Origin of the sequence: Lacrimispora struthionigena (assembly GCF_048627165.1) — a bacterium.
In the GTDB taxonomy this organism is placed as follows: domain Bacteria; phylum Bacillota; class Clostridia; order Lachnospirales; family Lachnospiraceae; genus Lacrimispora.
The window spans coordinates 1,668,094-1,692,841 of the sequence record NZ_JBMBWP010000001.1; the positions used below are offsets into that span (position 1 = coordinate 1,668,094).

At 45.7% G+C, this 24,748-nt stretch carries 14 protein-coding genes and 3 pseudogenes; 10 read left to right on the forward strand and 7 right to left on the reverse strand.

Annotated elements, in window-relative coordinates; translation table 11 throughout:
* Window positions 1–43 precede the first annotated feature (43 nt).
* Window positions 44–298 carry a hypothetical protein gene (locus tag ACOAOT_RS07600; protein ID WP_420216431.1) on the reverse strand — a complete coding sequence of 85 codons (255 nt, stop codon included), beginning with the start codon at window positions 296–298 and terminating at the stop codon, window positions 44–46.
* A gap of 133 nt (window positions 299–431) precedes the next feature.
* Between ACOAOT_RS07600 and hemB the strand changes: the two genes are divergently transcribed.
* A complete protein-coding gene (hemB, locus tag ACOAOT_RS07605) occupies window positions 432–1,415 on the forward strand; it encodes a porphobilinogen synthase (protein ID WP_420216432.1) in 984 nt (327 codons plus the stop codon).
* A 22-nt stretch (window positions 1,416–1,437) separates the two neighbouring features.
* On the opposite strand, the gene ACOAOT_RS07610 is transcribed toward hemB, so the two are convergent.
* The gene (locus ACOAOT_RS07610; protein ID WP_420216433.1) at window positions 1,438–2,292 is read right to left on the reverse strand and encodes a PHP domain-containing protein; all 855 of its coding nucleotides are present in this window, start codon (window positions 2,290–2,292) and stop codon (window positions 1,438–1,440) included.
* Between the two features lie 181 nt (window positions 2,293–2,473).
* Here ACOAOT_RS07610 and ACOAOT_RS07615 point away from each other — a divergent pair, with 181 nt between their 5' ends.
* From ACOAOT_RS07615 to ACOAOT_RS07650, 8 genes are all read left to right on the forward strand, one after another.
* Window positions 2,474–4,186: a VanW family protein gene (locus tag ACOAOT_RS07615; protein WP_420216434.1), complete on the forward strand. Its 1,713-nt coding sequence runs from the start codon at window positions 2,474–2,476 to the stop codon at window positions 4,184–4,186.
* A gap of 202 nt (window positions 4,187–4,388) precedes the next feature.
* Window positions 4,389–7,928, forward strand: a complete 3,540-nt coding sequence (gene nifJ, locus ACOAOT_RS07620; RefSeq protein ID WP_420216435.1) for a pyruvate:ferredoxin (flavodoxin) oxidoreductase — start codon at window positions 4,389–4,391, stop codon at window positions 7,926–7,928.
* Between the two features lie 193 nt (window positions 7,929–8,121).
* Window positions 8,122–8,931: a DUF4397 domain-containing protein gene (locus ACOAOT_RS07625; protein ID WP_420216436.1), complete on the forward strand. Its 810-nt coding sequence runs from the start codon at window positions 8,122–8,124 to the stop codon at window positions 8,929–8,931.
* Between the two features lie 89 nt (window positions 8,932–9,020).
* Window positions 9,021–9,416 (forward strand): GntR family transcriptional regulator, encoded by a 396-nt coding sequence (locus ACOAOT_RS07630; RefSeq protein WP_349669787.1) that lies wholly within the window; start codon window positions 9,021–9,023, stop codon window positions 9,414–9,416.
* Entirely contained in the window at window positions 9,413–10,312 is a 900-nt protein-coding gene (locus ACOAOT_RS07635; protein ID WP_420216437.1) for an ABC transporter ATP-binding protein, read from the forward strand. Before ACOAOT_RS07630 ends, ACOAOT_RS07635 begins: the two co-directional genes overlap by 4 nt.
* Window positions 10,287–12,452, forward strand: a complete 2,166-nt coding sequence (locus ACOAOT_RS07640) for a DUF6449 domain-containing protein (protein ID WP_420216438.1) — start codon at window positions 10,287–10,289, stop codon at window positions 12,450–12,452. The genes ACOAOT_RS07635 and ACOAOT_RS07640 overlap by 26 nt, the downstream gene beginning before the upstream one ends.
* A gap of 87 nt (window positions 12,453–12,539) precedes the next feature.
* Window positions 12,540–13,022 carry a zinc-ribbon domain-containing protein gene (locus tag ACOAOT_RS07645; RefSeq protein WP_420216439.1) on the forward strand — a complete coding sequence of 161 codons (483 nt, stop codon included), beginning with the start codon at window positions 12,540–12,542 and terminating at the stop codon, window positions 13,020–13,022.
* A gap of 136 nt (window positions 13,023–13,158) precedes the next feature.
* Window positions 13,159–15,075 carry an LTA synthase family protein gene (locus ACOAOT_RS07650; protein ID WP_420216440.1) on the forward strand — a complete coding sequence of 639 codons (1,917 nt, stop codon included), beginning with the start codon at window positions 13,159–13,161 and terminating at the stop codon, window positions 15,073–15,075.
* Between the two features lie 44 nt (window positions 15,076–15,119).
* On the opposite strand, the gene ACOAOT_RS07655 is transcribed toward ACOAOT_RS07650, so the two are convergent.
* Complete coding sequence (locus tag ACOAOT_RS07655; protein WP_420216441.1) at window positions 15,120–16,226, reverse strand: DUF362 domain-containing protein; 1,107 nt, start codon at window positions 16,224–16,226, stop codon at window positions 15,120–15,122.
* Between the two features lie 175 nt (window positions 16,227–16,401).
* Here ACOAOT_RS07655 and cls point away from each other — a divergent pair, with 175 nt between their 5' ends.
* Window positions 16,402–17,952: a cardiolipin synthase gene (gene cls / locus ACOAOT_RS07660; RefSeq protein ID WP_420216442.1), complete on the forward strand. Its 1,551-nt coding sequence runs from the start codon at window positions 16,402–16,404 to the stop codon at window positions 17,950–17,952.
* Window positions 17,953–18,728: 776 nt separating this feature from the next.
* On the opposite strand, the pseudogene ACOAOT_RS07665 reads toward cls, so the two are convergent.
* The 4 genes and pseudogenes from ACOAOT_RS07665 to ACOAOT_RS07685 all read right to left on the reverse strand — a co-directional run.
* A pseudogene (locus tag ACOAOT_RS07665) lies at window positions 18,729–19,411 on the reverse strand (collagen-like protein); the annotation flags it as partial.
* A gap of 620 nt (window positions 19,412–20,031) precedes the next feature.
* A pseudogene (locus tag ACOAOT_RS25230) lies at window positions 20,032–20,611 on the reverse strand (collagen-like domain-containing protein); the annotation flags it as partial.
* 536 nt (window positions 20,612–21,147) lie between these two features.
* Window positions 21,148–22,782: pseudogene (locus ACOAOT_RS07680) on the reverse strand (collagen-like domain-containing protein); the annotation flags it as partial.
* 145 nt (window positions 22,783–22,927) lie between these two features.
* Window positions 22,928–24,706 (reverse strand): hypothetical protein, encoded by a 1,779-nt coding sequence (locus ACOAOT_RS07685; RefSeq protein WP_420216444.1) that lies wholly within the window; start codon window positions 24,704–24,706, stop codon window positions 22,928–22,930.
* Window positions 24,707–24,748 lie beyond the last annotated feature (42 nt).

Genomic DNA, 24,748 nt, shown 5'->3' on the forward strand with positions numbered 1-24,748 from the left:
AGGATTCCCTGAATGAAGACATCGGGGAATCCTTTTTTCTGGCTTAATCAAGGTTTGCGTGATAAACCGTACCGGAGCTATGAATGTCAATGGCACTTAAGTTAAACTGATCTTCAAAAATCTGAATCTTGTACTCAAAAAATATATCATCTGTTTTTTTAGACATGAACACATAAGCTCCCGGCTCCTTGTCTTCAATCTCATCACAGATCTCATCGTAGATATCCTGTCCGCTTACTGGGCCTTCATATCCGGTATTACGAATGGCATCTTCAATTGCCTGATAAAATTCTTCCATAATAAAATACCTCATTTCTGGTTCGTGTTGTACATCTGCTATTATAAGCAATCTTTTCCAATGTCGCAAGAATTACTTGAATCTTATTTAAGAGGGTGTATAATAGGACAGGAATAAAAGGGAGGTAATGGAAATGGATTTATTATATAGACCCAGAAGACTCAGAACATCTGAGACTTTAAGAACAATGGTGCGGGAGACCAGAGTTTCCAGACAGGCTCTTGTTTATCCTCTGTTCGCCGTGGATGGAGAAGGGATTGTAGAAGAAATTCCTTCTATGGAGGGACAATATCGATATAGTGTAGACCGGCTTTGTGTAATTCTTGATAAACTGACTGCTGCCGGAATTAATAAGGTAATTTTGTTTGGCATACCAGCTCAAAAAGACAGCTGCGGCAGCCAGGCCTACGATGAAAATGGAATTGTGCAGCGCGCAGTCCGCTACATCAGGGAATTTTATCCGGCAGTATATATCATAACGGATGTGTGCATGTGTGAATATACTTCTCATGGTCATTGCGGGATATTAGATGGTGAGTATGTGGATAATGATCAGACGCTGGAGTATTTAAACCGCATTGCAGTCTCACATGTAAAAGCAGGCGCTCATATGGTCGCTCCCTCTGATATGATGGATGGAAGAATTCATACGATGAGGCTGGCACTTGATGAAGCTGGATTTGTAAATGTACCAATAATGGCTTATTCTGCAAAATATGCGTCTGCCTTTTACGGTCCGTTTCGGGAGGCTGCCGGATCTGCACCTGCCTTTGGAGACCGCAAGAGCTATCAGATGGATTACCATAACAGGAAAGAAGCATTAAAGGAAGTTGAGCTTGACGTAGCAGAAGGAGCAGACATTATTATGGTAAAACCAGCTCTTTCCTATCTGGATATCATACGTGAGGTGTCAGACAGCACTAACGTGCCTGTGGCAGCCTACAGTGTAAGCGGAGAGTATTCCATGATTAAGGCTGCAGCAAAGGCCGGCTTTATGGATGAGGAAAAAACTGTTTGTGAATCAGCCATCAGTATCTTTCGTGCAGGAGCAGATATTCTGATCACATATTTTGCCATAGATCTTGCCCGCTATATGGACGAAGGAAAAATCGGATAGTACGTGATTTTGGCAGGAGAGGTTACAGCCCCTTTTCCTGCCGTATTCTTTTGATGTCATCGAGAAGCAGGGCTGAGATGCGAAGACCGCCTCTTCCTGTGCCTAAATCAATATCAGGCTTATTGGTTCCGTGAAAATCAGAGCCGCCGGTAGGAAAGAGCTGGTATTTTTTTGCAAGCTTTTTTAATTTTCCGCTATCATATTGATTATTGGAAGAGTGATAGACTTCAAGACCATGAAGTCCCATCTCCTTTAAATAGGAAACAAGCTCTTCTGTTTTTTTGTCCCCCAGGTGATACTGGTATGGATGGGCGAGGACGGGGGATGCCTTGCAGTCACGAAGTATTTTCATGGCATGCTCCGGAGTAATCTTCTCTTTTCTCGGGCAATACGGTCCGCTGTAGCTTAAATATTTTTTAAATGCCTGATCCATATTTTTGACATAGCCCTTTTCTAACAGAACCCGGGCAAAATGTGCACGGGTAATGACCGTATCGGGATTACCGGCCTGTACCTCAGAAAGTGTGATGTCAATACCGGCATTCTGAAAACGGTGAATCATCTCCGTATTCCTCATCATGCGGATGTCTTTTAACGTGTCAGTTTCAGTGATAAAATTTTTATCAGACAGATCGACATAAAGCCCTAAAATGTGAATTTCTTCACCCAGATAAACGCAGGAGAGTTCAATGCCTGGGATCACTTCCAAAGGCAGACTTTTTGCAGCCTCCAAAGCTTCTGGAATGCCTTCGATTGTATCATGGTCTGTAAGTGCTATTGCCGAAAGCCCTTTTTGCGCCGCCAGTTCTACAACTCTGGCAGGTGTTAAGGTGCCGTCAGAAGCGTTTGAATGAACGTGAAGATCAATAAAATTCATAGGTACCTCCGAAATGAAATAGTTTATTAATACTATAGTAACATGTTTTTTTAGTTCTGTAAAATGTAGAATTTACGCGAAAAATAATTAAGAAAATTCATAAAAACGTAATAGCATTTCCCACAAAGTATGGTATACTACTCAGTGTAATGCTACATAATCATGTAAAAAGGTGAAGTAAATGAGTCAGGATGATAACAGACAAAGAAGCGGTGGAAGAACCCATTCCTCCCAGAACGGAAGCAAAAGAAATACGCCCAATTCAGGCAGAAGGACAAGCCAGTCTTACAGAGGAGGAAGCTCCTATCAGCAAAGACACGGTAAGAAGAGAAGAAGAGGACCGCAGTACGGAATTACGAAGATTTTACTGGCGGCTGTTTTCGCTGTTGCCTCCGTTATCAGTGTTATGGCTGCTGTTAAGTATATTGGGGGTCATAAGACAAAAGAGACCGATGTGAACTCTACGAAAGTCTCTGAGACCCAGTTAAAAAAAGAGGTACATGTAGACGGAGTTTCCATTACAGGTCTGTCAAAGACGGAAGCTAAAAAAGCAATTGACCAGTCCATAGGCTGGGGAATGAAAGTTACTTATGAGAGTGAAACATACGAACTGAAGAATTTTTTAGATGACAGGATTGATACCCTGTTAGATGAAATTTACAGTAAGGATACAAAAGAGGAATATACCATCGATACAGATGGTTTGGATGATGAAGTACAAACTGAGGTGAAAGCCATTGCTGGAAAGTGGGATGTACCTGCTAAGAATGGTTCTATCTCAGGATTTGACAAAGCCACAGGAAAGTTTGTTTATGCTGGCGAAAAAAAGGGAATTGCAATAGACCAGGACAAGCTGACTGCCGATATTCTGGCACAGATTAAAGCAAAGAATTATAAGGGTTCCATTGCTGCACAGGCCACAGAGACAGCTCCTAAGATTACGGAAGAGCAGGCAAAGGCTTTGTATAAAGTAATCGGAACTTACACAACAACAACAACGACTAACAGTGACAGGAATAAGAATATTGAGCTTGCCTCTACGGCGCTCAATGGAATGATTCTGCAGCCAGGGGAGGAATTCTCCTTTAATAAGACAACAGGCGAGCGTTCCTCTGCAAAGGGATACCGTCCGGCAGGAGCTTATTTAAACGGAGTCCTGATTGAAGAACCCGGTGGCGGTGTATGTCAGGTTTCTTCTACCCTGTATAATGCAGTTGTTTTTGCAGGACTGACAACCACGGAGCGCCATGCCCACAGTTATGAACCCAGTTATGTAACTCCGGGTGAGGATGCGATGGTAAGCTTTGGTGGACCGGACATGAAGTTTGTAAATAATTCTTCCAGTGCCATTGCCATCAGAACCAGTTTTGCTGACCGCAAGCTTAAAATTTCTATTGTAGGTATCCCCATACTGGAAGATGGTGTTACATTGTCAATGACTTCCAACAAGACAGCAGAGTTAGATGCTCCGGCACCAATTTATGAAGAGGATCAGACCATGCAGCCAGGGGAAGAAAAAGTGATTAAGCAGGAGACAAAGGGAAGCCGCTGGGTAACCAATCTGGTTACAAAGAAGAACGGTACTGTGGTAAGTGATGAATTCTTCCACAACAGCACCTACCGCGGCAAGCCGGCTACAATAAAGCGGAATACAACCGGTGTTGTGGTACCTGCCACAGAAGCATCCCAGACTGTACCGGAGAATCACCAGGGGAATACTCCTGCTCAGACGTTACCAGGCAGCGGTCCGGGAACGAATGCAGGTGAGACCGCGCCCACTACAGCAGCGGAGACCCAGAACACTCCGGCAACTCAGGCTACTCAGGCTGAGACGGAAGGGACAACAGCGGAAAATACCCAAAGTATCATACAGCCAAATCCCATGAGTCAGTAGTATTAACAACCCAAAAAGACAGCATCAGACACATATTTAAGGTCTGGTACTGTCTTTTTTTAAATTGTTTTGAAAATAATACTTTAATTTCCAGTTTTAATATTTGCTTTTTGTTGAATAATTGTTATAATAATGTCAGGTCACTTTCCCCTAAGGGGAACCAAATTATACAAATATTCACATTTGCAGGAGGAAATCAAGAATGGCAAGAAAAATGAAAACCATGGATGGAAACCATGCAGCAGCACATGCATCCTATGCATTTACTGATGTAGCGGCAATCTATCCTATTACACCGTCTTCACCTATGGCAGAAGCTACAGATGAATGGTCTACAGACGGAAGAACTAATATTTTTGGCCAGACAGTGCACATTACAGAGATGCAGTCTGAGGCAGGTGCCGCAGGTGCGGTTCACGGTTCCTTGGCAGCAGGTGCTCTGACCACCACCTATACAGCTTCCCAGGGTCTGTTACTCATGATCCCTAATCTTTATAAAATTGCCGGCGAGCAGTTACCAGGTGTAATCAATGTATCTGCACGTGCTATTGCAAGCCATGCCTTATCAATCTTTGGTGACCACTCTGATGTTTATGCATGTCGCCAGACCGGTTGTGCAATGTTATGTGAATCCAGCGTACAGGAAGTTATGGACTTAACTCCAGTTGCTCATATGGCAGCTCTTGAAGGTAAAGTACCATTTATTAACTTCTTTGATGGTTTCCGTACTTCTCACGAGATCCAGAAGATCGAAACATGGGATTATGAAGATTTAAAAGAGATGGTAAATATGGATTCCGTTGACGAGTTCCGCCGTCACGCATTAAATCCGAATCATCCATGTCTGAGAGGCTCTGCCCAGAACCCTGATATTTTCTTCCAGGCCAGAGAAGCATGCAACCCATATTATGATGCACTGCCTGCAATTGTTCAGAAATATATGGATAAGGTAAATGCAAAGATTGGTACGGATTACAGACTTTTCAATTACTACGGAGCTGCTGATGCAGATCATGTAATTGTTTCCATGGGTTCTGTTAATGATACCATTGAAGAGACTCTTGACTATTTAGTTGCAGCTGGCCATAAGGTTGGTGTGATTAAAGTTCGTCTTTACAGACCATTCAGCGCACAGGCTCTGATCGATGCGATTCCTGATACTGTTAAGACTATTTCTGTTTTAGACAGAACCAAAGAACCAGGCTCCTTAGGCGAACCATTATACTTAGATGTTGTTGCAGCTTTAAAGGGAACAAAGTTTGATCAGGTTAAGATTCTTACAGGACGTTATGGCCTTGGTTCCAAAGACACTACTCCAACTCAGATCGTAGCTGTTTACGAGAACAAGACAAAAACTCCATTTACGATCGGTATCGTTGATGATGTAACTCACCTTTCTCTTGAGACAGGAGAAGATATCATCACAACTCCAGAAGGAACTTCTAACTGTAAGTTCTGGGGTCTTGGTGCTGACGGTACTGTAGGTGCTAATAAGAACTCCATTAAGATTATCGGTGATAATACAGATATGTATGCTCAGGCTTACTTTGACTATGATTCCAAGAAGTCCGGCGGTATCACCATGTCTCATTTACGTTTTGGCCATAAGCCGATTAAATCCACTTATTTAATCCGCAAAGCTAATTTCGTAGCATGCCACAATCCTTCCTATATCCGTAAGTACAACATGGTTCAGGAACTGGTTGACGGCGGTGTATTCTTATTAAACTGCCCATGGGATCAGGAAGGCCTTGAAAAGCACTTACCAGGACAGGTTAAGAAGTATATTGCTGATCATAACATTAAGTTCTATACCATTGACGGTGTGAAGATCGGTATCGAAACTGGTATGGGCGCAACCCGTATCAATACAATTCTTCAGTCTGCATTCTTTGAACTGACAGGAATCATTCCTGCAGAAAAAGCAAACGAGCTTATGAAGGCTGCTGCTAAAGCAACTTACGGCCGTAAGGGTGAAGAGATCGTTCAGAAGAACTGGGCAGCTATTGATGCCGGTGCAAAGGGCGTTGTTAAAGTAGAAGTTCCGGAAAGCTGGAAAAACGGCGAAGACGAAGGACTTGATTATAAAAAGATCACAGAAGGAAGACAGGATGTTGTTGATTTCGTTAACAACGTTCAGACAAAAGTTAACGCTCAGGACGGTAATTCCTTACCAGTATCTGCATTCGTTGATTACGTTGACGGTTCTACACCTTCCGGATCTGCTGCTTACGAGAAACGTGGTATTGCAGTAAACATTCCTCAGTGGAATCCAGACAACTGTATTCAGTGTAACTTCTGTTCTTATGTATGTCCTCATGCTGTTATCCGTCCTGTTGCTTTAACAGAGGAAGAAGCTGCTAAGAGACCAGAGAGCATGAAGGTTCTTCCTATGACAGGAATGCCAGGATATCAGTTCGCAATCACTGTATCTGCATTTGACTGTACCGGCTGCGGTTCCTGTGCAAATGTTTGTCCTGGAAAGAAGGGCGAAAAAGCTCTTACTATGGTAAACATGGAAGCTAACTGCGACGTAACACAGGAAAGATTTGAATATGGTCAGACTCTGCCAATTAAGCAGGAAGTTATTGATAAATTCAAAGAAGCAACTGTTAAGGGAAGCCAGTTTAAACAGCCTCTTCTTGAGTACTCAGGAGCATGTGCAGGCTGCGGCGAGACACCTTATGCTAAATTAATCACTCAGTTATTCGGTGACAGAATGTACATTGCCAATGCAACTGGATGTTCTTCCATCTGGGGTAACTCCTCACCTTCTACACCATACACCGTAAATGCAAAGGGACAGGGTCCTGCATGGGCAAACTCCTTATTTGAGGATAATGCTGAGTTCGGTTACGGTATGCTTTTAGCTCAGAATGCAATCAGAGAAGGCTTAAAGAGCAAAGTAGAAGAAATCGCTAATTCCGATAAAGCATCTGATGAAGTAAAAGCAGCATGCAAAGAGTATTTAGATACTTTCAGCATCGGTGTTACCAACGGTTCTGCATCTGACAAACTGGTTGCAGCATTAGATGGTGTTGACTGCGATTTAGCAAAGGCTGTAGTAAAAAATAAAGATTTCCTTGGTAAGAAGTCTCAGTGGATCTTTGGTGGTGACGGCTGGGCATATGATATCGGTTTCGGCGGCGTTGACCACGTTCTTGCAAGTGGTAAGGACATCAACATCATGGTATTCGATACTGAGATCTATTCCAATACAGGCGGTCAGTCTTCCAAGGCTACCAAGACTGGTGCAGTAGCACAGTTCGCAGCTGGCGGAAAAGATACGAAGAAGAAAGATCTTGCAAGCATTGCTATGAGCTATGGTTATGTATACGTTGCTCAGATCGCTATGGGTGCTGATTACAATCAGACTGTTAAAGCAATTGCAGAGGCAGAAGCTTATCCAGGTCCATCCTTAATTATCGCATACGCTCCATGTATCAGCCATGGTATCAAGAAGGGTATGTCAAAGGCACAGACAGAAGAGAAGCTTGCTGTAGAGTGCGGATACTGGAATAACTTCCGTTTCAATCCTGCTGCTGAGAAGAAATTCTCCTTAGACAGCAAGGCTCCTGCACTGGAAGGATATCAGGAATTCTTAAAGGGTGAAGTTCGTTACGCATCCTTAGCAATGAAGAATCCGGAAAGAGCAGCTGAATTATTCGGTAAGAATGAGGAAGATGCAAAAGCAAGATTTGAATATCTTCAGAAGCTGGTTACTTTATACGGTAATGAATAATTAGAATATTGATAGAAAGAGGTGCACCTGGTCAGAAGACCGGGTGCACCTCTTTTCTATTATCTGCCCATACTGCATATAATCCATAAAATTTGATATTCTGATAACAAATACGGGATGATTCCTGTCTGACAGGCACTGAGGATTGTTCGTGGAATAAACTTACTATATAACGATAATAAAGAGGGATTTTATGGGTATTATTTATTATATGCAAAATGACACCAATCAAAATCAACCCCCTGACCCTAATCAGGAAGCCAACCCATCTAATGTACCCGCTCCGGATCTTAGTGAGGATTGGCCATTAAAACAAAATCCCAGTGAAAATTCGGATACTGACGAACATTGGACTTCCGTTATCACTGTGTTTCCCAAGCCAATTATACCATGCTATTTTTGTAATACCAGTGAATACGGACTGGTAAGATTCTTAAATGCTGCTGCGGGCTACGATCCATTTCAGATCTATATTAACAAACAGCTTGCGGTAAATGGGCTGGATAACGGGGACATGAGTCAATACGGAAGAGTTTCGGCCAAGACGCAGACTGTGACTGTTCAAGGGGAGAATGGATACGTATATTTAGAGAAACAGATTGATGTCCCACTGGGGCAGGCAATGACGGTGGCAGTGTTTAACTCAGACACCGGTCTTGAAATAATGGAGATTATGGATATGTACTGCAACGGTGGAATTAACACCGGGTGCTTTCGGGTCTGCAATTTATCCATTACAAATCGAAAAGTGAACGTATTTTTAAATGGAGGAGTACTTACATTTAAGGAAGTAGACTATAAAGAGGTAACCGCCTTTAAATACCAAAAGATCGGTTTTTACCTGGTTTCGGTAATGAGCAGCAATGCCCAGAGCGAAAACATCCTGCTTTCTTCTAATATTTACATCAGAGGAAATGCCTCTTATACATTATATGTATTTAACTGGAGCAATACTATGAATGCGATTCGGATCCTGATTGTAGAAGACAGAAGAAATTATTAAAATAACACTGCCTCCGGTTGACAGATCGGAGGCGATCTGCTATATTAAGTGTATTAAATGTGTTGGTACAGTTAAGAAAGAGGTGAATTATGATTCTGCTTGATTATAAAGATCGCAGACCTATCTATGAACAGATAGTGGAAAAATTAAAAGACCTTATGATTTGCGGAGTATTGGAACAAGACAGCCAGTTGCCTTCGGTTAGAAGTCTGGCTACAGATTTATCCATCAATCCCAATACCATACAGAGAGCTTATATGGAGCTTGAGAGGAGAGGTTTTATTTATTCCGTGAAAGGAAGAGGCAGTTTTGTTGCAGATACCAGCTCTATCCGTGCTCTTAAAACCAGTGAATTAAAGAATAAGCTGGGGGACTGGGTGGAAGAGGCAAAGCGGGCTGGAATAAAAGAGGATAAAGCCCATTCGTGGCTGGCAGAGGAATGGATTTATGAAGAAAACGGATCAGGGGGAGGAGTGAAGGAATGATTAAGGCAGAAAATCTGACAAAACAATTTGATAATATCATGGCACTGGATCATGTAAGTGCTGAGATAAAGGACGGGAATGTATTTGGTCTCATCGGTACCAATGGCGCTGGCAAGAGCACTTTTTTAAGGCTGCTAAGCGGAATTTTAAAACCAGATGAGGGAACTGTGACTATAGATGGAGAGGCTGTCTTTGAAAATGAGAATGTGAAGAAGAGATTTTTCTATATTTCAGATGATCAGTATTATTTTAATAATGCAACTCCCCAGGATATGATGGAATTTTACAGTAAAGTTTATCCGGAATTTGACCGGAAGCGCTTTGAAAGTCTGATCGGTAATTTTGGGTTGGAAATGAGAAGAAAGGTACATACCTTTTCAAAGGGTATGAAGAAGCAGCTGTCAGTAGCCTGCGGCATTAGTGCCAACACAGATTATTTATTCTGTGATGAGACATTTGACGGTCTGGATCCGGTTATGCGCCAGGCAGTAAAAAGTATTTTTGCCAATGATATGGCGGAAAGAAATTTAACTCCCATTATCGCCTCTCACAATTTAAGGGAGCTGGAAGATATATGTGACCATGTAGGACTGCTCCATAGAGGAGGCATTTTGCTCTCCAAGGATTTGGATGATTTAAAGCTGAATATTCATAAGGTTCAGTGTGTTTTAAAAGATGGTATGACAGATGCGGATCTGGTATCTTTAGACCGGATTAAGACGGAGACGAGAGGAAAGCTTTATACCATGACAGTGCGGGGAACCAGGGAAGATGTTGTTGGAATGATGGAATCTTTCCAGCCGGTCTTCTATGAGATTATTCCATTGTCGTTGGAAGAAATATTTATTAGTGAAACGGAGGTGGCAGGATATGACATCAAAAAGCTTATTTTTTAGACTGATACAGGAAGATGTGAAGCGCAGACTTTGGGCGGTGACTCTTGCTTTTCTGATGTTTTTCTTCTCACTCCCGGTTACAATAGCTATGGCAGTTGGAGAATTCTTGAAACAAGAGGAAACCTTAACTACCATACACTCTCAACTAAGGCATTTAATGGGATTTCAGAATGGTTTTATTACCTTTTTGATGATTGCTTTATCTATTGTGATGGGGGTTACAAGTTTTTCCTATCTTCACTCCAGGCAGAAGGTTGACTTCTATCATGGTATTCCAGTAAACAGAAAACACTTATTCTGGGCCAACTATCTCAATGGTATACTGATTGTGGCAGTTGTATATGGGGTTAATTTAATTCTTACCCTGGGTGTTACTACAGCTTATGGTATATCACCTTCTCAACTTATGGGTTCAGTTATTTCTGGATATCTGCTTTTTATGCTTCATTATGCCATGATCTACGCTGTTACAGTGCTGGCGATGATTATGACAGGAAGCGTGATTGTAGGTATCTTTGGCACAGCGGTTTTCGAAGGTTATTTTACAATTTTACTGATTGTTTTACAGGGGTGTTATGGATACTTTTTTCATACCAGCTATAGAAGCGGAGAAGAACTGTTCCGCCCGTTTCTGGTCAAATCTTCTCCATACGCGATATTTATTTATAATGTTGCACTTGATAATGGCGGGAGACTGGGAGCTGAATTAGTTTCTCAGATTATAATTGTATCTGTCTTGTTTGTTATATTCACCTTTCTTTGTCTGTTTTTATATAGAAAAAGAGGGTCTGAGTCTGCAAAAAAGGCAATGGCATTTAAAATCAGTATGCCGATTATTCGGATTCCCATTGTTGTTTTATCTTCCCTTTCCGGATGCTTTGTTTTCTGGACTATCCGCTCTGATATGGGGTGGGCGGTATTTGGTTTGCTTTGTGGCATGTTTTTATCTCATTGTGTCATTGAAATCATATACCACTTTGACTTTAGAAAATTATTTTCAAACTGGAAGCAGATGATTGCCTCAGCTCTTGTAGCGGCAGTAATATTTGGTAGTTTTCAAATGGATCTGTTTGGATATGACAGTTATATCCCTTCGGAAAATTCCATAGATTCCATGGCGATATCCTTGAATAATGATAACAATTGGGTTTCATATGGTGATGCAGTGCGGGATATCACACAAGATTATCAATGGGAATATCAAAGTGGAGATGATTATATCTTCAGCCATATGAAGCTGGAGAATAAAGCACCGGCGCTGTCTATGGTTAAAAAGGCGGTTGAATACAACAGGGGCAAAAATTGGGATAGATTACCTGATAACGATTGGGATGAATCAGACAGGAGTTGTGATTTCTCTGTAAAATATACCCTTAAGAACGGAAAAAATGTATATCGCAGCTATTCCCTGAAAAATTCAGAGGTAAAAGAGGAACTGTCCCAGCTATACGAAGATCAGGACTTCATTCAGGCAATATATCCTATTTTCAGTCAGACTACTGAGAATACATCTGCAGTGAGAGTCAGCAGAGGATCACAGTCAAGTATTATAAGCCGTGACAAAAATGGTACAGATAAGGCTATGACGGAAAAACTCCTTCTTGCATATCAGACTGATTTAAGTCAGTTGAAAGTTGAGACTATGAGCAAAGAAAATCCGGTTGCCTCCATTCAGTTTATGACAAAGATTCAGGCTGAAGCAGACAGTAAGAGAGAGGGAAACCAGAATTCCTGGCAGTATAGTGATCTGACTTCCAGAGGATATTACCCCATCTATCCTTCCTTTACAAATACTATGAATTTATTAAGAGAATGCCAGCTGGATGTAGATAGCTGGAATTCCTATGAAGAAATTAAAGAAATCAGCTTTGATTTAAGTCAGTTATCTAAGTATGATAAGGAACCTTATGAAAGCAGCAGTTCTCAATACTATACTGTTTCAGATCCCCAGTTAATTGCTCAGATTATGAGTCAGGCCGCGATTGATGAATATGCAGGCATGAACCCATTTGGTATCTGGAATACAGATCGTATCAGTTTTTCTGCTGTCAGCAGTGCATTGGGCAATCGCAGTGAGATTCAGTATATTGTACCTCTTAAGCAGCTTCCTGATTCTGTAAGAGAAGCACTAAAGCCATAAACAGGAATTGTAATAACAGTCTTTCATTGACTTTTTCTTCCAATAAAGTTACAATGGTAGGAGCAAAAGTCAAAGGAGGAATCACGGATGGCATTTTTTGAAGAGCTGGGAAAGACACTTAGTGATACCGGCAAAGAGGTTGCAACGAAGGCGAAAGCATTGACTGAGACGATACAGCTAAAGACACAGATCGGTGCAGAGAAAACCAAGCTGGAAGAAGCTTATGCAGTCATTGGAAAACTGTATTATGAAGACAACAGTGAGCCTAAGGAAGCTTATACCAAAGCTTATGAAGCTGTCAGAGCCAGCCGGGCAAGAATTGCCGCCCTGGAGATTGAATTGACCCAAAGCGAAGGCAGCCGTATCTGCGCGGAATGTGGAGCAAAGGTTCCCAAAAGCTCTCTGTATTGCGGAAAGTGCGGTGCACCTGTGAAAGAGGCAGCAGCTGATCCTGATTCAGAAGAGATGGATGAGAAGGAGCAGACTACCTCAGCAGAGGAAGTGAATGCAACTGCTGGCATTAACGCTGTGAATGATGATGTGTTTGAACCTACGGAAGAACAGGAATGATTATGGAGGGCCGGATTTAATCCGGCTCTTTTTTATGTTTATTTGTGCTTATTTTTAAAAAAAGGTATGTAAATTTGCTGTAAAATGTGGTAGACTAAACCCGGTTCGCAAATGTGCATAGAAGATGAGGTATACAATGAAAGTTTATTTCAGATGGCTTTGGAAGCTTTTAGCTCTTTCTGCAGGTATTAATATGGTGATAGAGCTGGCCAGCCGGAAGTCGCTGTTGAATCTGGGTTCTTATATAGGGAATAGTTTTTTTATCTTTATGCTTAATACTTTAATTATTTTTCTTCCCTTTACGATTATGTTTATTACAAGGCGAAAAGCATTTGCCTGTATCTTAATTACTTTTCTATGGATTTTTATGGGGATTGTAAACGGTATTCTTCTGATCTTCCGTACAACTCCCTTTACGGCAGCCGATCTGCGTCTTGTGAAGTATGCCATAAGTCTTGCTACCGTTTACTTTACCTGGATGCAGATTATTCTCATGATGTGCGCTGGTGTACTGGCATTTATCTTATTAGTGGGAGTCTGGAAAAAAGCACCGGTCAGTCAGGAAAAAACCAGGCTGAGTCATGGATTGGCTATCATTTTTTTAAGTACTGCACTGGTACTTGGTATTACAAGCGGTGCCATGAAGTACGGACTGGTAGCGGTTCATTTTGGCAACATCGGACAAGGCTTTCGATCATACGGATTCCCATACTGTTTTTCCAATTCCGTATTTAATACCGGGATAGCAAAGCCGGAAGGATATGGGTCTGAAACATTGGAAACCATTCAGTCGGAGGAACTGGTGCCTGAAAACACCTATGCAATTACGGAAAACACAAAACCCAATGTAATTTTTATTCAGCTGGAATCGTTTTTTGACCCTTCTTTGTGGAAAAACAATCCGGTGGATTATGATCCCATTCCATTTTTCCATCAGCTTCAAAAAAATTATCCAGGGGGATATTTAAGCGTTCCTTCTGTTGGAGCAGGTACTGCCAACACAGAGTTTGAAAACATAACCGGTATGAATCTGGACTTTTTCGGCCCGGGCGAATATCCGTATAAGACAGTTCTTAAAAAAACCTCCTGTGAAAGCACTGCCTTTGATTTGAAAAATCTGGGATATACGGCTCATACCATTCATAATAACGAAGCCACTTTTTATGACAGAAACCGGGTATTTGCTCAGCTTGGATTTGATACCTTTACTCCTATTGAGTATATGAACAATATTGAGCGCAATCCCACTGGGTGGTGTAAGGATAAAATTTTAACTGGCGAGATTATAAAGACCCTGGATTCTACGCCAGGTCCGGATTATATCTATACCATATCGGTACAGGGACATGGAAAGTATCCAAATTTTGAATATTACTGCCAGCAGATTAATGAAATGGATCAGTTTATCCGTTCTCTTGTTAATACGTTAAGAACCCGCAAAGAACCCATCGTACTGGTGATGTATGGAGATCATCTTCCAGGTTTTGAATGGAGTGAGGATGAGATGAAGAATCACTCCCTGTTTCAGACAGAATACGTTATCTGGAATAACATGAATCTGCCTGTAGTTAAAAAGGATGTGGAGGCTTATCAGCTTTCTTCTCATGTTCTTAATATGCTGAATATTCACGAAGGAACCATGATCCGGTTTCATCAAAAATATTTAAATGGGGAAAATACCAATGAGGAGAGCTATCTGGAGGACATGAAAAATCTGGAGTATGATATCCTTTATGGAGAGCATAAAGTATATGGGGGAGATAGTCCTTATCAGAAAACTGATTTAAAGATGGGAATTGATAAAATAAAAATCGATAGAGTGGTTTACAATGATTTTAACCTGTTGATTTATGGTGAGAATTTTACTCCTTATTCGAAAGTATGTCTTGATGGAAAAGAGGTAGACACCACCTATGTTTGGCCTCAGCTGATTATAGCCAAAGATGTTTCTGAAAAAAAGGTCAACAACAGTGAGATTTCAGTATGGCAGATCGGAAGGGATAAAGTCCCTCTCAGTGAAGATGGAATCTATCATATGGGGTGGTCTGATTAAGAGAGAAGAGAGAGGTTTTTGTAAACCTCTCTCTTTTTGGATCCTTATATTGAAATTAATTCATATTCAGCGCTGCCAAGTCCTATTTTTACCCCGTGTTCAATGGAAGATTTCCAGTTTGTAGTAGGGTGGGTATCTTTAAAATGATCATGGTGATGGCTGCCGTGCTTCTCAAGAATACTTCCTGCCATAACCGGCTGCTTATTTACTGCATCTGCACATGCAACATCCAGTGCGATGGGATCGAAGGAGGCGAACATTCCCACATCCGGAATGATTGGGATGTCATTTTCTGAGTGACAGTCGCAGTAAGGGGAAACATCCATCACAAGGCTGATATGAAAGTTGGGACGATCCTTTAGTACTGCCTGTGTATATTCCGCTATTTTACAGTTTAAAATATCGTTTGATTCATCACAATCAGATTCAATGGCATCTACCGGGCAAACGCCAATGCAACGGCCGCAGCTGACACATTTGTTGCTGTTAATCATGGCTTTTTTGTTTTCAAATGAAAAAGCATCATGGGCACAATTTTTCTCACAGGCATGACAGCCGATGCATGTTTCTTCGGTTACATGAGGCTTACCGGCGTTATGCATCTCCATTTTTCCAGCTCTTGAACCACAACCCATTCCGATGTTTTTTAAAGTTCCTCCAAAACCTGTGCTTTCATGTCCTTTAAAATGTGTGAGTGATATGAAAACATCAGCATCCATAACTGCCCGTCCGATTTTAGCTTCTTTAATGTAATCTCCGTTAATTGGAACCAGAGTTTCATCTGTTCCCTTCAGACCATCGGCAATCAGAACATGGCAGCCGGTGGAAAATGGTGAAAATCCATTTTCATAGGCAGTATCCAGATGATCCAGGGCGTTCTTCCTGCTTCCCACATATAAGGTGTTGCAATCGGTTAAAAATGGTTTTCCGCCAGCTTCTTTAATTAAATCAACCACTACCTTTGCGTAATTAGGGCGTAAAAATGATAAGTTGCCCAGTTCTCCAAAATGGATTTTTACTGCGGTATATTTATTCTGGAAATCAATTTGCTCAGACATACCGGCTGTTTTAATAAGCCGGGCAAGTTTTTGAGGAAGGTTTTCACGGAAAGTGGTATGAAAGTTTGTGTAATAAACCTTGGATTTTTCCATAGATATTCTCCTTTTGATAATTTTTATTACTAAGCATTATACTGTAAATAAGTGGGAATTTCAATAAAACTTATTTGTTCCGTGGACTGTTTGGCAAATAGTTGCAAGATACCTGGTCAGGCGGTATAATATGAACCATGTAAAGAAACAAATTGGCGGAGTGGAGGTACAGAGGATGGGTCGTATCAAAAAGATGCTTAGGATTATTTTTGGAAGGTCTATGTTTGCGGTTATTTCACTTGTGATACAGATTCTGGTTTTAGCAGCAGCATACCGCTTTCTGAGCTTTTATCTGGCGTATTTTTATGGTGCAGTTACATTACTTAGCGCACTGGTTATCATTTATATTTTAAATAAAGAAGAGAATCCCAGTTTTAAAATGAGCTGGATGGTACCTGTAACAGCAGTTCCTGTTTTTGGAACCTTTTTTTATATGCTGGTGGAATTACAGATTATTGAACGGTTAATGGAGAAGAAGTTAAAGTCCAGCATGGATGAGACGGAGTGCTATCTGCATCAGAATCCCAGGGTTATGGAACGTTTATTAAAAGTCAGCAGGAGAAATGCAAATCTGGCACATTATATCAAAGAATATGGTCATTATCCAACCTATGGAAATACCAACGCACAGTACTATCCTTTGGGAGAAGGAATGTTTGAAGCTATGAAACGGGAGATAGCTGAGGCAAAGAGATTTATCTTTCTGGAATTTTTCATTATCGAAAGAGGGGAAATGTGGGATTCTATACTGGAACTGCTGGAATCAAAAAGCAGAGAAGGGGTAGAAGTACGGATTATGTATGATGGAATGGGTTCGTTCACGGTTCTTCCATATAATTATATTAAAATACTTCAGGACAAGGGGCTGAAGGCAAAAGTTTTTTCACCAATCAGGCCAGTGCTATCCAGTTATCAGAATAACAGGGATCATAGAAAAATCCTTGTGATAGACGGACATACTGCTTTTACAGGTGGGATAAACCTGGCAGACGAATATATCAACAGAAAAGTAAGGTTTGGTCATTGGAAAGACACAGGAATTATGCTCAAAGGAGATGCCGTCACCAGCTTTACTATGATGTTTCTTCAAATGTGGAATATATCTGAGAAGGAACCGGAGAAATATGAAGATTATTTAAGAGACCCCGAGTATTTTTATCCCCTGGAACTTAATATGGAAGGATTTGTGATTCCCTATGGAGACAGTCCTCTTGATAAGGAATCGGTTGGAGAAGAGGTTTACCTGGATATTATTAATAATGCCAGGTATTATGTTCATATTATGACTCCCTATCTGATTCTTGATTATGAGATGGTGAAAGCTCTGACATTTGCTGCGAAAAGAGGGGTGGATGTTTCCATTATCCTCCCGCATATCCCCGATAAAAAATATGCTTTTCTGCTTGCTAAATCACACTATGGAGAGCTGATTCGGGCAGGCGTTAAAATATGGGAATATACTCCGGGGTTCATGCATGCAAAAGTCTTTACAAGTGATGATACAAAAGCAGCAGTTGGTACAATTAATTTGGATTTTCGAAGCCTGTATCTTCATTTTGAATGTGGAACGTATCTGTACCGCAATGAAGTAATCCGGGATGTGGAACGGGATTATCAGGAAACCCTGTCTTTATGCAGAAGGGTTTTGTTAGAAGACATACCAAATGATCCTTGGTATGAAAGATTTGCGGGGCGGGCACTCAGGCTATTTGCACCGCTTATGTGATAGAAAAAGCGCCGGTTTTTGCACCGGCGCTTTTTGTGGTTTAAGATCTATTACAATACAGAGACTTCAAGGATTATCATATGAGCGATAACCGGAGTTGTACCGTAGAATACAGTCTGACCAGTTGTATTGATGATTTGTACGGTAGCAGGAACTGCACCTACTGTCACTAATGCAGAACCATTAAGCTGACCAGTAACGATTGGTGAATCCGCAGGAATTCCTCCGCTGCCATTTATCTGAGTTGAGAATTCAACATAAGTGGAAGGTCCGGCACCATCTGTTGAGATCCACCAGGAAACATAATAGATACCTGTGGCTGTAATGGTTGCGACACCTGTAACTGTATTATAAGAAATATTTAAACTTTGGTCATTTACCACTGTATTAAAGATGACAGGGCTGCCATCTGCAACAGTTGTTCCTGTATTTAACAGTACTTCCAGGCCTCTTAGCTGAGCACCAGGTCCAGCTGCACCAGTAGGTCCGGTAGGCTCGGTAGGTCCGATAGGTCCAGTATCTCCGGTAGGTCCGGTAGCACCAGTAGCGCCAGTAGGTGCCGGTAGGTCCGGTAGGTCCGATAGGTCCAGTATCTCCGGTAGGTCCGGTAGCACCGGTAGCACCAGTAGGTCCGGTAGGTCCGGTAGGTCCGGGTAGGTCCGATAGGTCCAGTATCTCCGGTAGGTCCGGTAGCACCAGTAGCGCCAGTAGCACCGGTAGGTCCAGTAGGCCCTGTAGGTCCGGTAGCGCCGGTAGCGCCGGTAGGTCCGGTAGTGTCCGGTAGCACCAGTAGCGCCAGTAGCACCGGTAGGTCCAGTAGGCCCTGTAGGTCCGGTAGCGCCAGTAGCACCAGTAGCACCGGTAGGTCCGGTAGGTCCGGCAGGTCCGGTAGGTCCGGTAGCGCCAGTAGCGCCGGTAGCGCCAGTAGGTCCGGTAGCACCGGTAGCGCCAGTAGCACCAGTAGCACCAGTAGGTGCCGGTAGGTCCGGTAGGTCCGGTAGCACCGGTAGCGCCAGTAGCGCCAGTAGGTCCGGTAGGCCCGGCAGGTCCGGTAGCGCCAGTAGCACCGGTAGCGCCAGTAGCGCCAGTAGGTCCGGTAGCACCGGTAGCGCCAGTAGCACCAGTAGCGCCAGTAGGTCCAGTAGGTCCGGTAGCGCCAGTAGCACCAGTAGCACCAGTAGCACCAGTAGGTCCAGTAGGTCCAACTGGACCCTGAATACCCTGCGGTCCTTGCTGGTCCTACAGGACCCTGCGGTCCTTGTGGTCCTCTAGGACCATCAGGCCCTGGAATACCCTGAGGTCCAGTAGGTCCGGTTGGACCCTGGAATCCTCTAGGTCCTTGTGGCCCGGTTGGGCCTGGGCAGCCTCTAGGTCCCTGTGGTCCGACTGGGCCTACACAGCCCCCGCCGCAACCACCACAACCACAGTGGTTTCTGTCCCAATCTCTACAATTACTCATTATAACTCCCTCCTGTCAAGGTGTAATTTTTTTACTTGTATGATGTCTTGTAGATGTGAATTGTATTATAAAGGGCTTTTTCAATCCTTTATAACATATCATATGTGATTAGTTGCAAGTTTGTTAGAAAAAACTTGGTTGACAATGGACACGATCAGTAAATTGGCCTGTTGAATGTCACATTTTGTTGGTAATAATACTTTCGTAAGAGATTTTGTTTACTGGAATACGATTAAGTTCAGATTTCTATTAATAACATTTGCGTTTGTGATATTCGTAGCAGCAGTGTATATTACTCTTAATTCATAGGTTGAAGTAATAGTAGAAGGAGCAGTATCAACAAAAGTATTAGCGATTGCTGTATCTTGCGTAGCTGCAATTGAACCACTGAAACTTGAAGTTCTTGTGTCTATTAAAGTTCCATCTCTGTATAATCTAAATTCAGTAGTATAACTGTAAGCAGCAGATGTTACATTTTGTAAATCAATTCCATAGTCAACTTTTATATTGTTGCCGGCAGTAACTGGAGTTGATGTTGACGCAACCGTTACCTCTGTGTTTAGAGGCGGGAACACAGCTATCGTTCCGGGTGTGTTAGCAAAGGCTAATGCACCGGCAGCAGGTCCGGTATCGCCAGTCGGTCCAGTCGGCCCGGTATCGCCGGTCGGTCCAGTCGGTCCGGTATCGCCAGTAGGCCCGGTCGGTCCGGTATCGCCAGTAGGTCCAGTAGGTCCGGTATCGCCAGTAGGTCCAGTAGGTCCGGTATCACCAGTAGGTCCAGTCGGCCCGGTATCGCCAGTAGGTCCGGTCGGTCCGGTATCGCCAGTAGGTCCAGTAGGTCCGGTATCACCAGTCGGTCCAGTCGGTCCGGTATCACCAGTAGGTCCAGTCGGCCCGGTATCACCGGTCGGTCCAGTAGGTCCGGTATCGCCAGTAGGTCCGGTATCACCAGTCGGTCCAGTAGGCCCAGTATCACCGGTCCGGCCCAGTAGGCCCGGTATCGCCAGTAGGTCCAGTCGGCCCGGTATCACCAGTAGGCCCGGTATCGCCAGTAGGCCCAGTAGCTGCCCGGTATCACCGGTCGGTCCGGTATCGCCAGTAGGTCCAGTAGGCCCTGTAGGTCCAGTATCACCAGTAGGTCCGGTATCGCCAGTAGGCCCGGTCGGTCCGGTATCGCCAGTATGGTCCAGTAGGCCCGGTATCACCAGTAGGTCCGGTATCGCCAGTTGGCCCAGCTGCCCGGTATCACCAGTACGTGCCCGGTATCACCAGTAGGCCCGGTCTGGCTGAGTATCACCAGTACGGTCCGGTATCGCCAGTAGGTCCAGTAGGCCCGGTATCACCAGTAGGCCCGGTCGGCTCGAGTATCACCAGTAGGTGCCGGTATCGCCAGTAGGTCCAGTAGGCCCGGTATCACCAGTAGGCCCGGTCGGTCCAGTATCACCAGTAGGTCCCGGTATCGCCAGTAGGTCCAGTATCGCCAGTACGTGCCCGGTAGGCCCAGTAGGTCCAGTAGGCCCAGTATCACCAGTAGGTCCGGTATCGCCAGTAGGTCCAGTACCTGCCCGGTATCGCCAGTCTGCCCGGTAGGCCCAGTATCACCAGTAGGCCCGGTATCGCCAGTAGGTCCAGTGGGCCCGGTATCACCGGTCGGCTCAGCAGCTGCCCGGTATCGCCAGCAGGCCCGGTATCGCCAGTAGGTCTAGTCGGTCCAGCAGGCCCAGCAACTGCCCAGCAGGCCCGGTATCACCAGTAGGCCCGGCAGGCCGGTATCGCCAGTTGGTCCGGTAGGCCCAGTATCACCAGTCGGTCCGGTATCACCAGTCTGGCCGGTATCGCCAGTCGGTCCAGTAGGTCCAGTAGGTCCGGTATCACCGGTCGGCTCAGTAGGCCCGGTATCACCAGTCGGTCCAGTAGGCCCGGTATCACCGGTCGGCTCAGTAGGCCCGGTATCACCGGTCGGCTCAGTAGGCCGGTATCGCCAGTAGGTCCAGCAGGCCCGGTATCACCGGTCGGTCCGGTATCGCCAGTAGGTCCAGTAGGTCCGGTATCACCGGTCGGCTCAATAGGCCCGGTATCGCCAGTAGGCCCGGTATCACCAGTAGGTCCAGTAGGCCCAGTATCACCGGTCGGCTCAGTCGGCCCGGTATCGCCAGTAGGTCCAGTAGGCCCGGTCGGCTCAGTATCACCAGTAGGTCCCGGTATCACCAGTAGGTGCCGGTATCGCCAGTAGGCCCGGTCGGCTCGGTATCGCCAGTAGGTCCAGTATCGCCAGTAGGTCCGGTAGGCCCAGTATCACCAGTAGGCCCAGTATCACCAGTAGGCCCGGTATCACCAGTAGGTCCGGTATCACCAGTAGGGCCGGTATCGCCAGTAGGTCCAGTAGGCCCGGTTGGCTCGGTATCACCGGTCAGTCCAGTAGGTGCCCGGTATCACCAGTAGGCCCGGTAGGCCCGGTATCGCCAGTCGGCCCGGTAGGCCCAGTATCACCAGTAGGCCCGGTATCACCAGTAGCTGCCCGGTATCGCCAGTAGGTCCAGTAGTTGCCGGTATCGCCAGTCGGTCCGGTAGGCCCAGTATCACCAGTCGGTCCGGTATCGCCAGTAGGTCCAGTAGTGCCCGGTATCGCCAGTCGTGCCCGGTAGGCCCAGTATCACCAGTAGGCCCGGTATCGCCAGTAGGTCCAGTGGGCCCGGTATCACCGGTATGGCCCAGTACCTGCCCGGTATCACCGGTCGGCTCAGTAGGCCCGGTATCGCCAGCAGGCCCGGTATCGCCAGTAGGTCCAGTAGGCCCAGTACCTGCCCAGTACTTGCCCAGTCGGTCCGGTATCACCAGTAGGCCCGGTAGGCCCGGTATCGCCAGTCGGTCCGGTAGGCCCAGTATCACCAGTAGGCCCGGTCAGTCCAGTCGGTCCGGTATCGCCAGTAGGTCCAGCAGGCCCGGTATCGCCAGTAGGTCCGGTATCACCGGTCGGTCTCAGTACGGGTCCGGTATCGCCAGTAGGTCCAGTCGGCCCGGTATCACCAGTAGGCCCGGTATCGCCAGTAGGTGCCCAGTAGGCCCGGTATCACCAGTAGGCCCGGTATCACCGGTAGCTCCGGTATCACCGGTCGGCTGAGTACGGCCCGGTATCGCCAGCAGGCCCGGTATCGCCAGTAGGTCCAGTAGGCCCAGTCGGTCCAGTAGGCCCAGTAGGTGCCGGTATCGCCAGTAGGTCCGGTATTACCAGTAGGTCCAGTATCGCCTGTAGGCCCTCCTGCCGGTCCAGTAGGCCCAGTATCGCCGGTCGGTCCGGTCACACCGGTCGGTCCAGTGTCGCCGGTAGGCCCAGTATCGCCAGTAGGTCCGGTATCACCAGTAGGTCCAGTAGCCCCGGTGTCGCCGGTCGGCCCAGTATCGCCAGTAGGTCCGGTATCACCAGTAGGTCCAGTAGCCCCAGTATCGCCAGTCGGTCCGGTATCACCGGTAGGTCCGGTATCACCAGTAGGCCCAGTATCGCCAGTCGGTCCGGTATCACCGGTAGTGCCCGGTATCACCAGTAGGCCCAGTATCGCCAGTAGGTCCAGTATCGCCAGTAGGCCCGGCATCACCGGTGGGTCCGGTATCACCAGTAGGCCCCGTGTCGCCAGTAGGTCCAGTAGGCCCAGTAGGTCCGGCATCACCAGTAGGTCCAGTATCACCAGTAGGTCCAGTATCGCCAGTAGGCCCGGCATCACCGGTGGGTCCGGTATCACCAGTAGGCCCCGTGTCGCCAGTTGGTCCAGTAGGCCCAGTAGGTCCGGTATCACCAGTCGGTCCGGTATCACCAGTAGGCCCAGTATCGCCAGTAGGTCCAGTATCACCAGTAGGTCCAGTATCACCAGTAGGTCCAGTATCGCCAGTAGGTCCAGTATCACCAGTAGGTCCAGTATCGCCAGTAGGCCCAGTATCACCAGTAGGTCCAGTTACGCCAATAGGCCCGGTAGGTCCAGTATCGCCAGTAGGTCCGGTATTGCCAGTGGGCCCAGCCGCGCCAGTAGGCCCGGTATCACCAGTAGGTCCAGTATCACCAGCAGGTCCGGTTACACCAGTAGGTCCAATCGCACCAGTAGGCCCGGTATCACCAGTAGGCCCAGTCGCGCCAGTAGGTCCAGTAGCTCCGGTGGGTCCAGTGTCTCCGGTGGGTCCAGTATCTCCAGCAACTCCGGTAGACCCAGTAGCTCCGGTAGGTCCAGTAGCTCCGATGGGTCCAGTATCTCCGGTAGATCCAGTCGGCCCGGTGGGTCCAGTAGCTCCGGTGGGTCCAGTAGCTCCAGTAGCTCCAGTAGGTCCTGCGGCTCCAGTAGATCCAGTAGGCCCGGTAGGTCCAATAGCCCCGGTAGGTCCAGTAGCTCCGGTAGATCCAGTAGGCCCGATAGGTCCAGTAGCTCCGGTTGGGCCAACAGCTCCGGTTGGTCCAGTAGGCCCGGTCGGCCCAGTAGCTCCAGTAGTTCCGGTAGATCCAGTAGGCCCGGTAGGTCCAGTAGCTCCGGTGGGGCCAGTAGCTCCGGTAGATCCAGTAGGCCCGGTCGGCCCAGTAGCTCCGGTTGGGCCAACAGCTCCGGTCGGTCCAGTAGGCCCGGTCGGCCCAGTAGCTCCAGTAGCTCCGGTAGATCCAGTAGCCCCAGTAGCCCCGGTAGGTCCAGTAGCTCCGGTGGGTCCAGTAGCTCCGGTAGGTCCAGTAGCCCCAGTAGCTCCAGTAGCTCCGGTAGGTCCAGTAGCTCCGGTAGGTCCAGTAGCTCCAGTAGCTCCGGTAGGTCCAGTAGCTCCGGTAGGTCCAGTAGGTCCAGTAGCTCCGGTGGCCCCGGTAGGTCCAGTATCTCCAGTAGGCCCAGTAGGCCCGGTCGGTCCAGTAGACCCATCACCTGTAGCATTTTCCTGTACTATAACAATAGAACCTTTTAAAGGAACCTGTGGAGAGAAATACACAAGTCCTGTGCTAATGTTTTCTAACGATAAAGTAACAGGAGCACTGACGACTTCAATAATTCCAGCTCCATATACTTCACCAGTTTTTAATGGAGAATTTCCTCTTAGAAAATCACCTTGTGAGGTAACAAGTGCAAATGAAGTTCCATTTGTAGATTGAGAAGATTGTGTTGCCAGCCACCAGTCAATAGAAAATCTTCCTATTGACAGAAACGTGATGACACCTGTGGCAGGATCGTAAACTATATTTCCTGAAGCGAAGACAGTGCTGTCAAAAAGAACATTATTTCCAGCCTCTATGCTAACGGAATTGTTTAATTCCAATTGTAGAGCAATATCAGCCATGGTTATCCCCCTTGTTTAAATTGAGTTAAATAATGATGCAGA

What these genes read in the sequence shown, in the direction of transcription:
- ACOAOT_RS07600 (WP_420216431.1), bottom strand. Translation starts at nt 298, where the DNA reads ATGGAAGAATTTTATCAGGCAATTGAAGATGCCATTCGTAATACCGGA.
- hemB (WP_420216432.1), top strand. Translation starts at nt 432, where the DNA reads ATGGATTTATTATATAGACCCAGAAGACTCAGAACATCTGAGACTTTA.
- ACOAOT_RS07610 (WP_420216433.1), bottom strand. Translation starts at nt 2,292, where the DNA reads ATGAATTTTATTGATCTTCACGTTCATTCAAACGCTTCTGACGGCACC.
- ACOAOT_RS07615 (WP_420216434.1), top strand. Translation starts at nt 2,474, where the DNA reads ATGAGTCAGGATGATAACAGACAAAGAAGCGGTGGAAGAACCCATTCC.
- nifJ (WP_420216435.1), top strand. Translation starts at nt 4,389, where the DNA reads ATGGCAAGAAAAATGAAAACCATGGATGGAAACCATGCAGCAGCACAT.
- ACOAOT_RS07625 (WP_420216436.1), top strand. Translation starts at nt 8,122, where the DNA reads ATGGGTATTATTTATTATATGCAAAATGACACCAATCAAAATCAACCC.
- ACOAOT_RS07630 (WP_349669787.1), top strand. Translation starts at nt 9,021, where the DNA reads ATGATTCTGCTTGATTATAAAGATCGCAGACCTATCTATGAACAGATA.
- ACOAOT_RS07635 (WP_420216437.1), top strand. Translation starts at nt 9,413, where the DNA reads ATGATTAAGGCAGAAAATCTGACAAAACAATTTGATAATATCATGGCA.
- ACOAOT_RS07640 (WP_420216438.1), top strand. Translation starts at nt 10,287, where the DNA reads ATGACATCAAAAAGCTTATTTTTTAGACTGATACAGGAAGATGTGAAG.
- ACOAOT_RS07645 (WP_420216439.1), top strand. Translation starts at nt 12,540, where the DNA reads ATGGCATTTTTTGAAGAGCTGGGAAAGACACTTAGTGATACCGGCAAA.
- ACOAOT_RS07650 (WP_420216440.1), top strand. Translation starts at nt 13,159, where the DNA reads ATGAAAGTTTATTTCAGATGGCTTTGGAAGCTTTTAGCTCTTTCTGCA.
- ACOAOT_RS07655 (WP_420216441.1), bottom strand. Translation starts at nt 16,226, where the DNA reads ATGGAAAAATCCAAGGTTTATTACACAAACTTTCATACCACTTTCCGT.
- cls (WP_420216442.1), top strand. Translation starts at nt 16,402, where the DNA reads ATGGGTCGTATCAAAAAGATGCTTAGGATTATTTTTGGAAGGTCTATG.
- ACOAOT_RS07685 (WP_420216444.1), bottom strand. Translation starts at nt 24,706, where the DNA reads ATGGCTGATATTGCTCTACAATTGGAATTAAACAATTCCGTTAGCATA.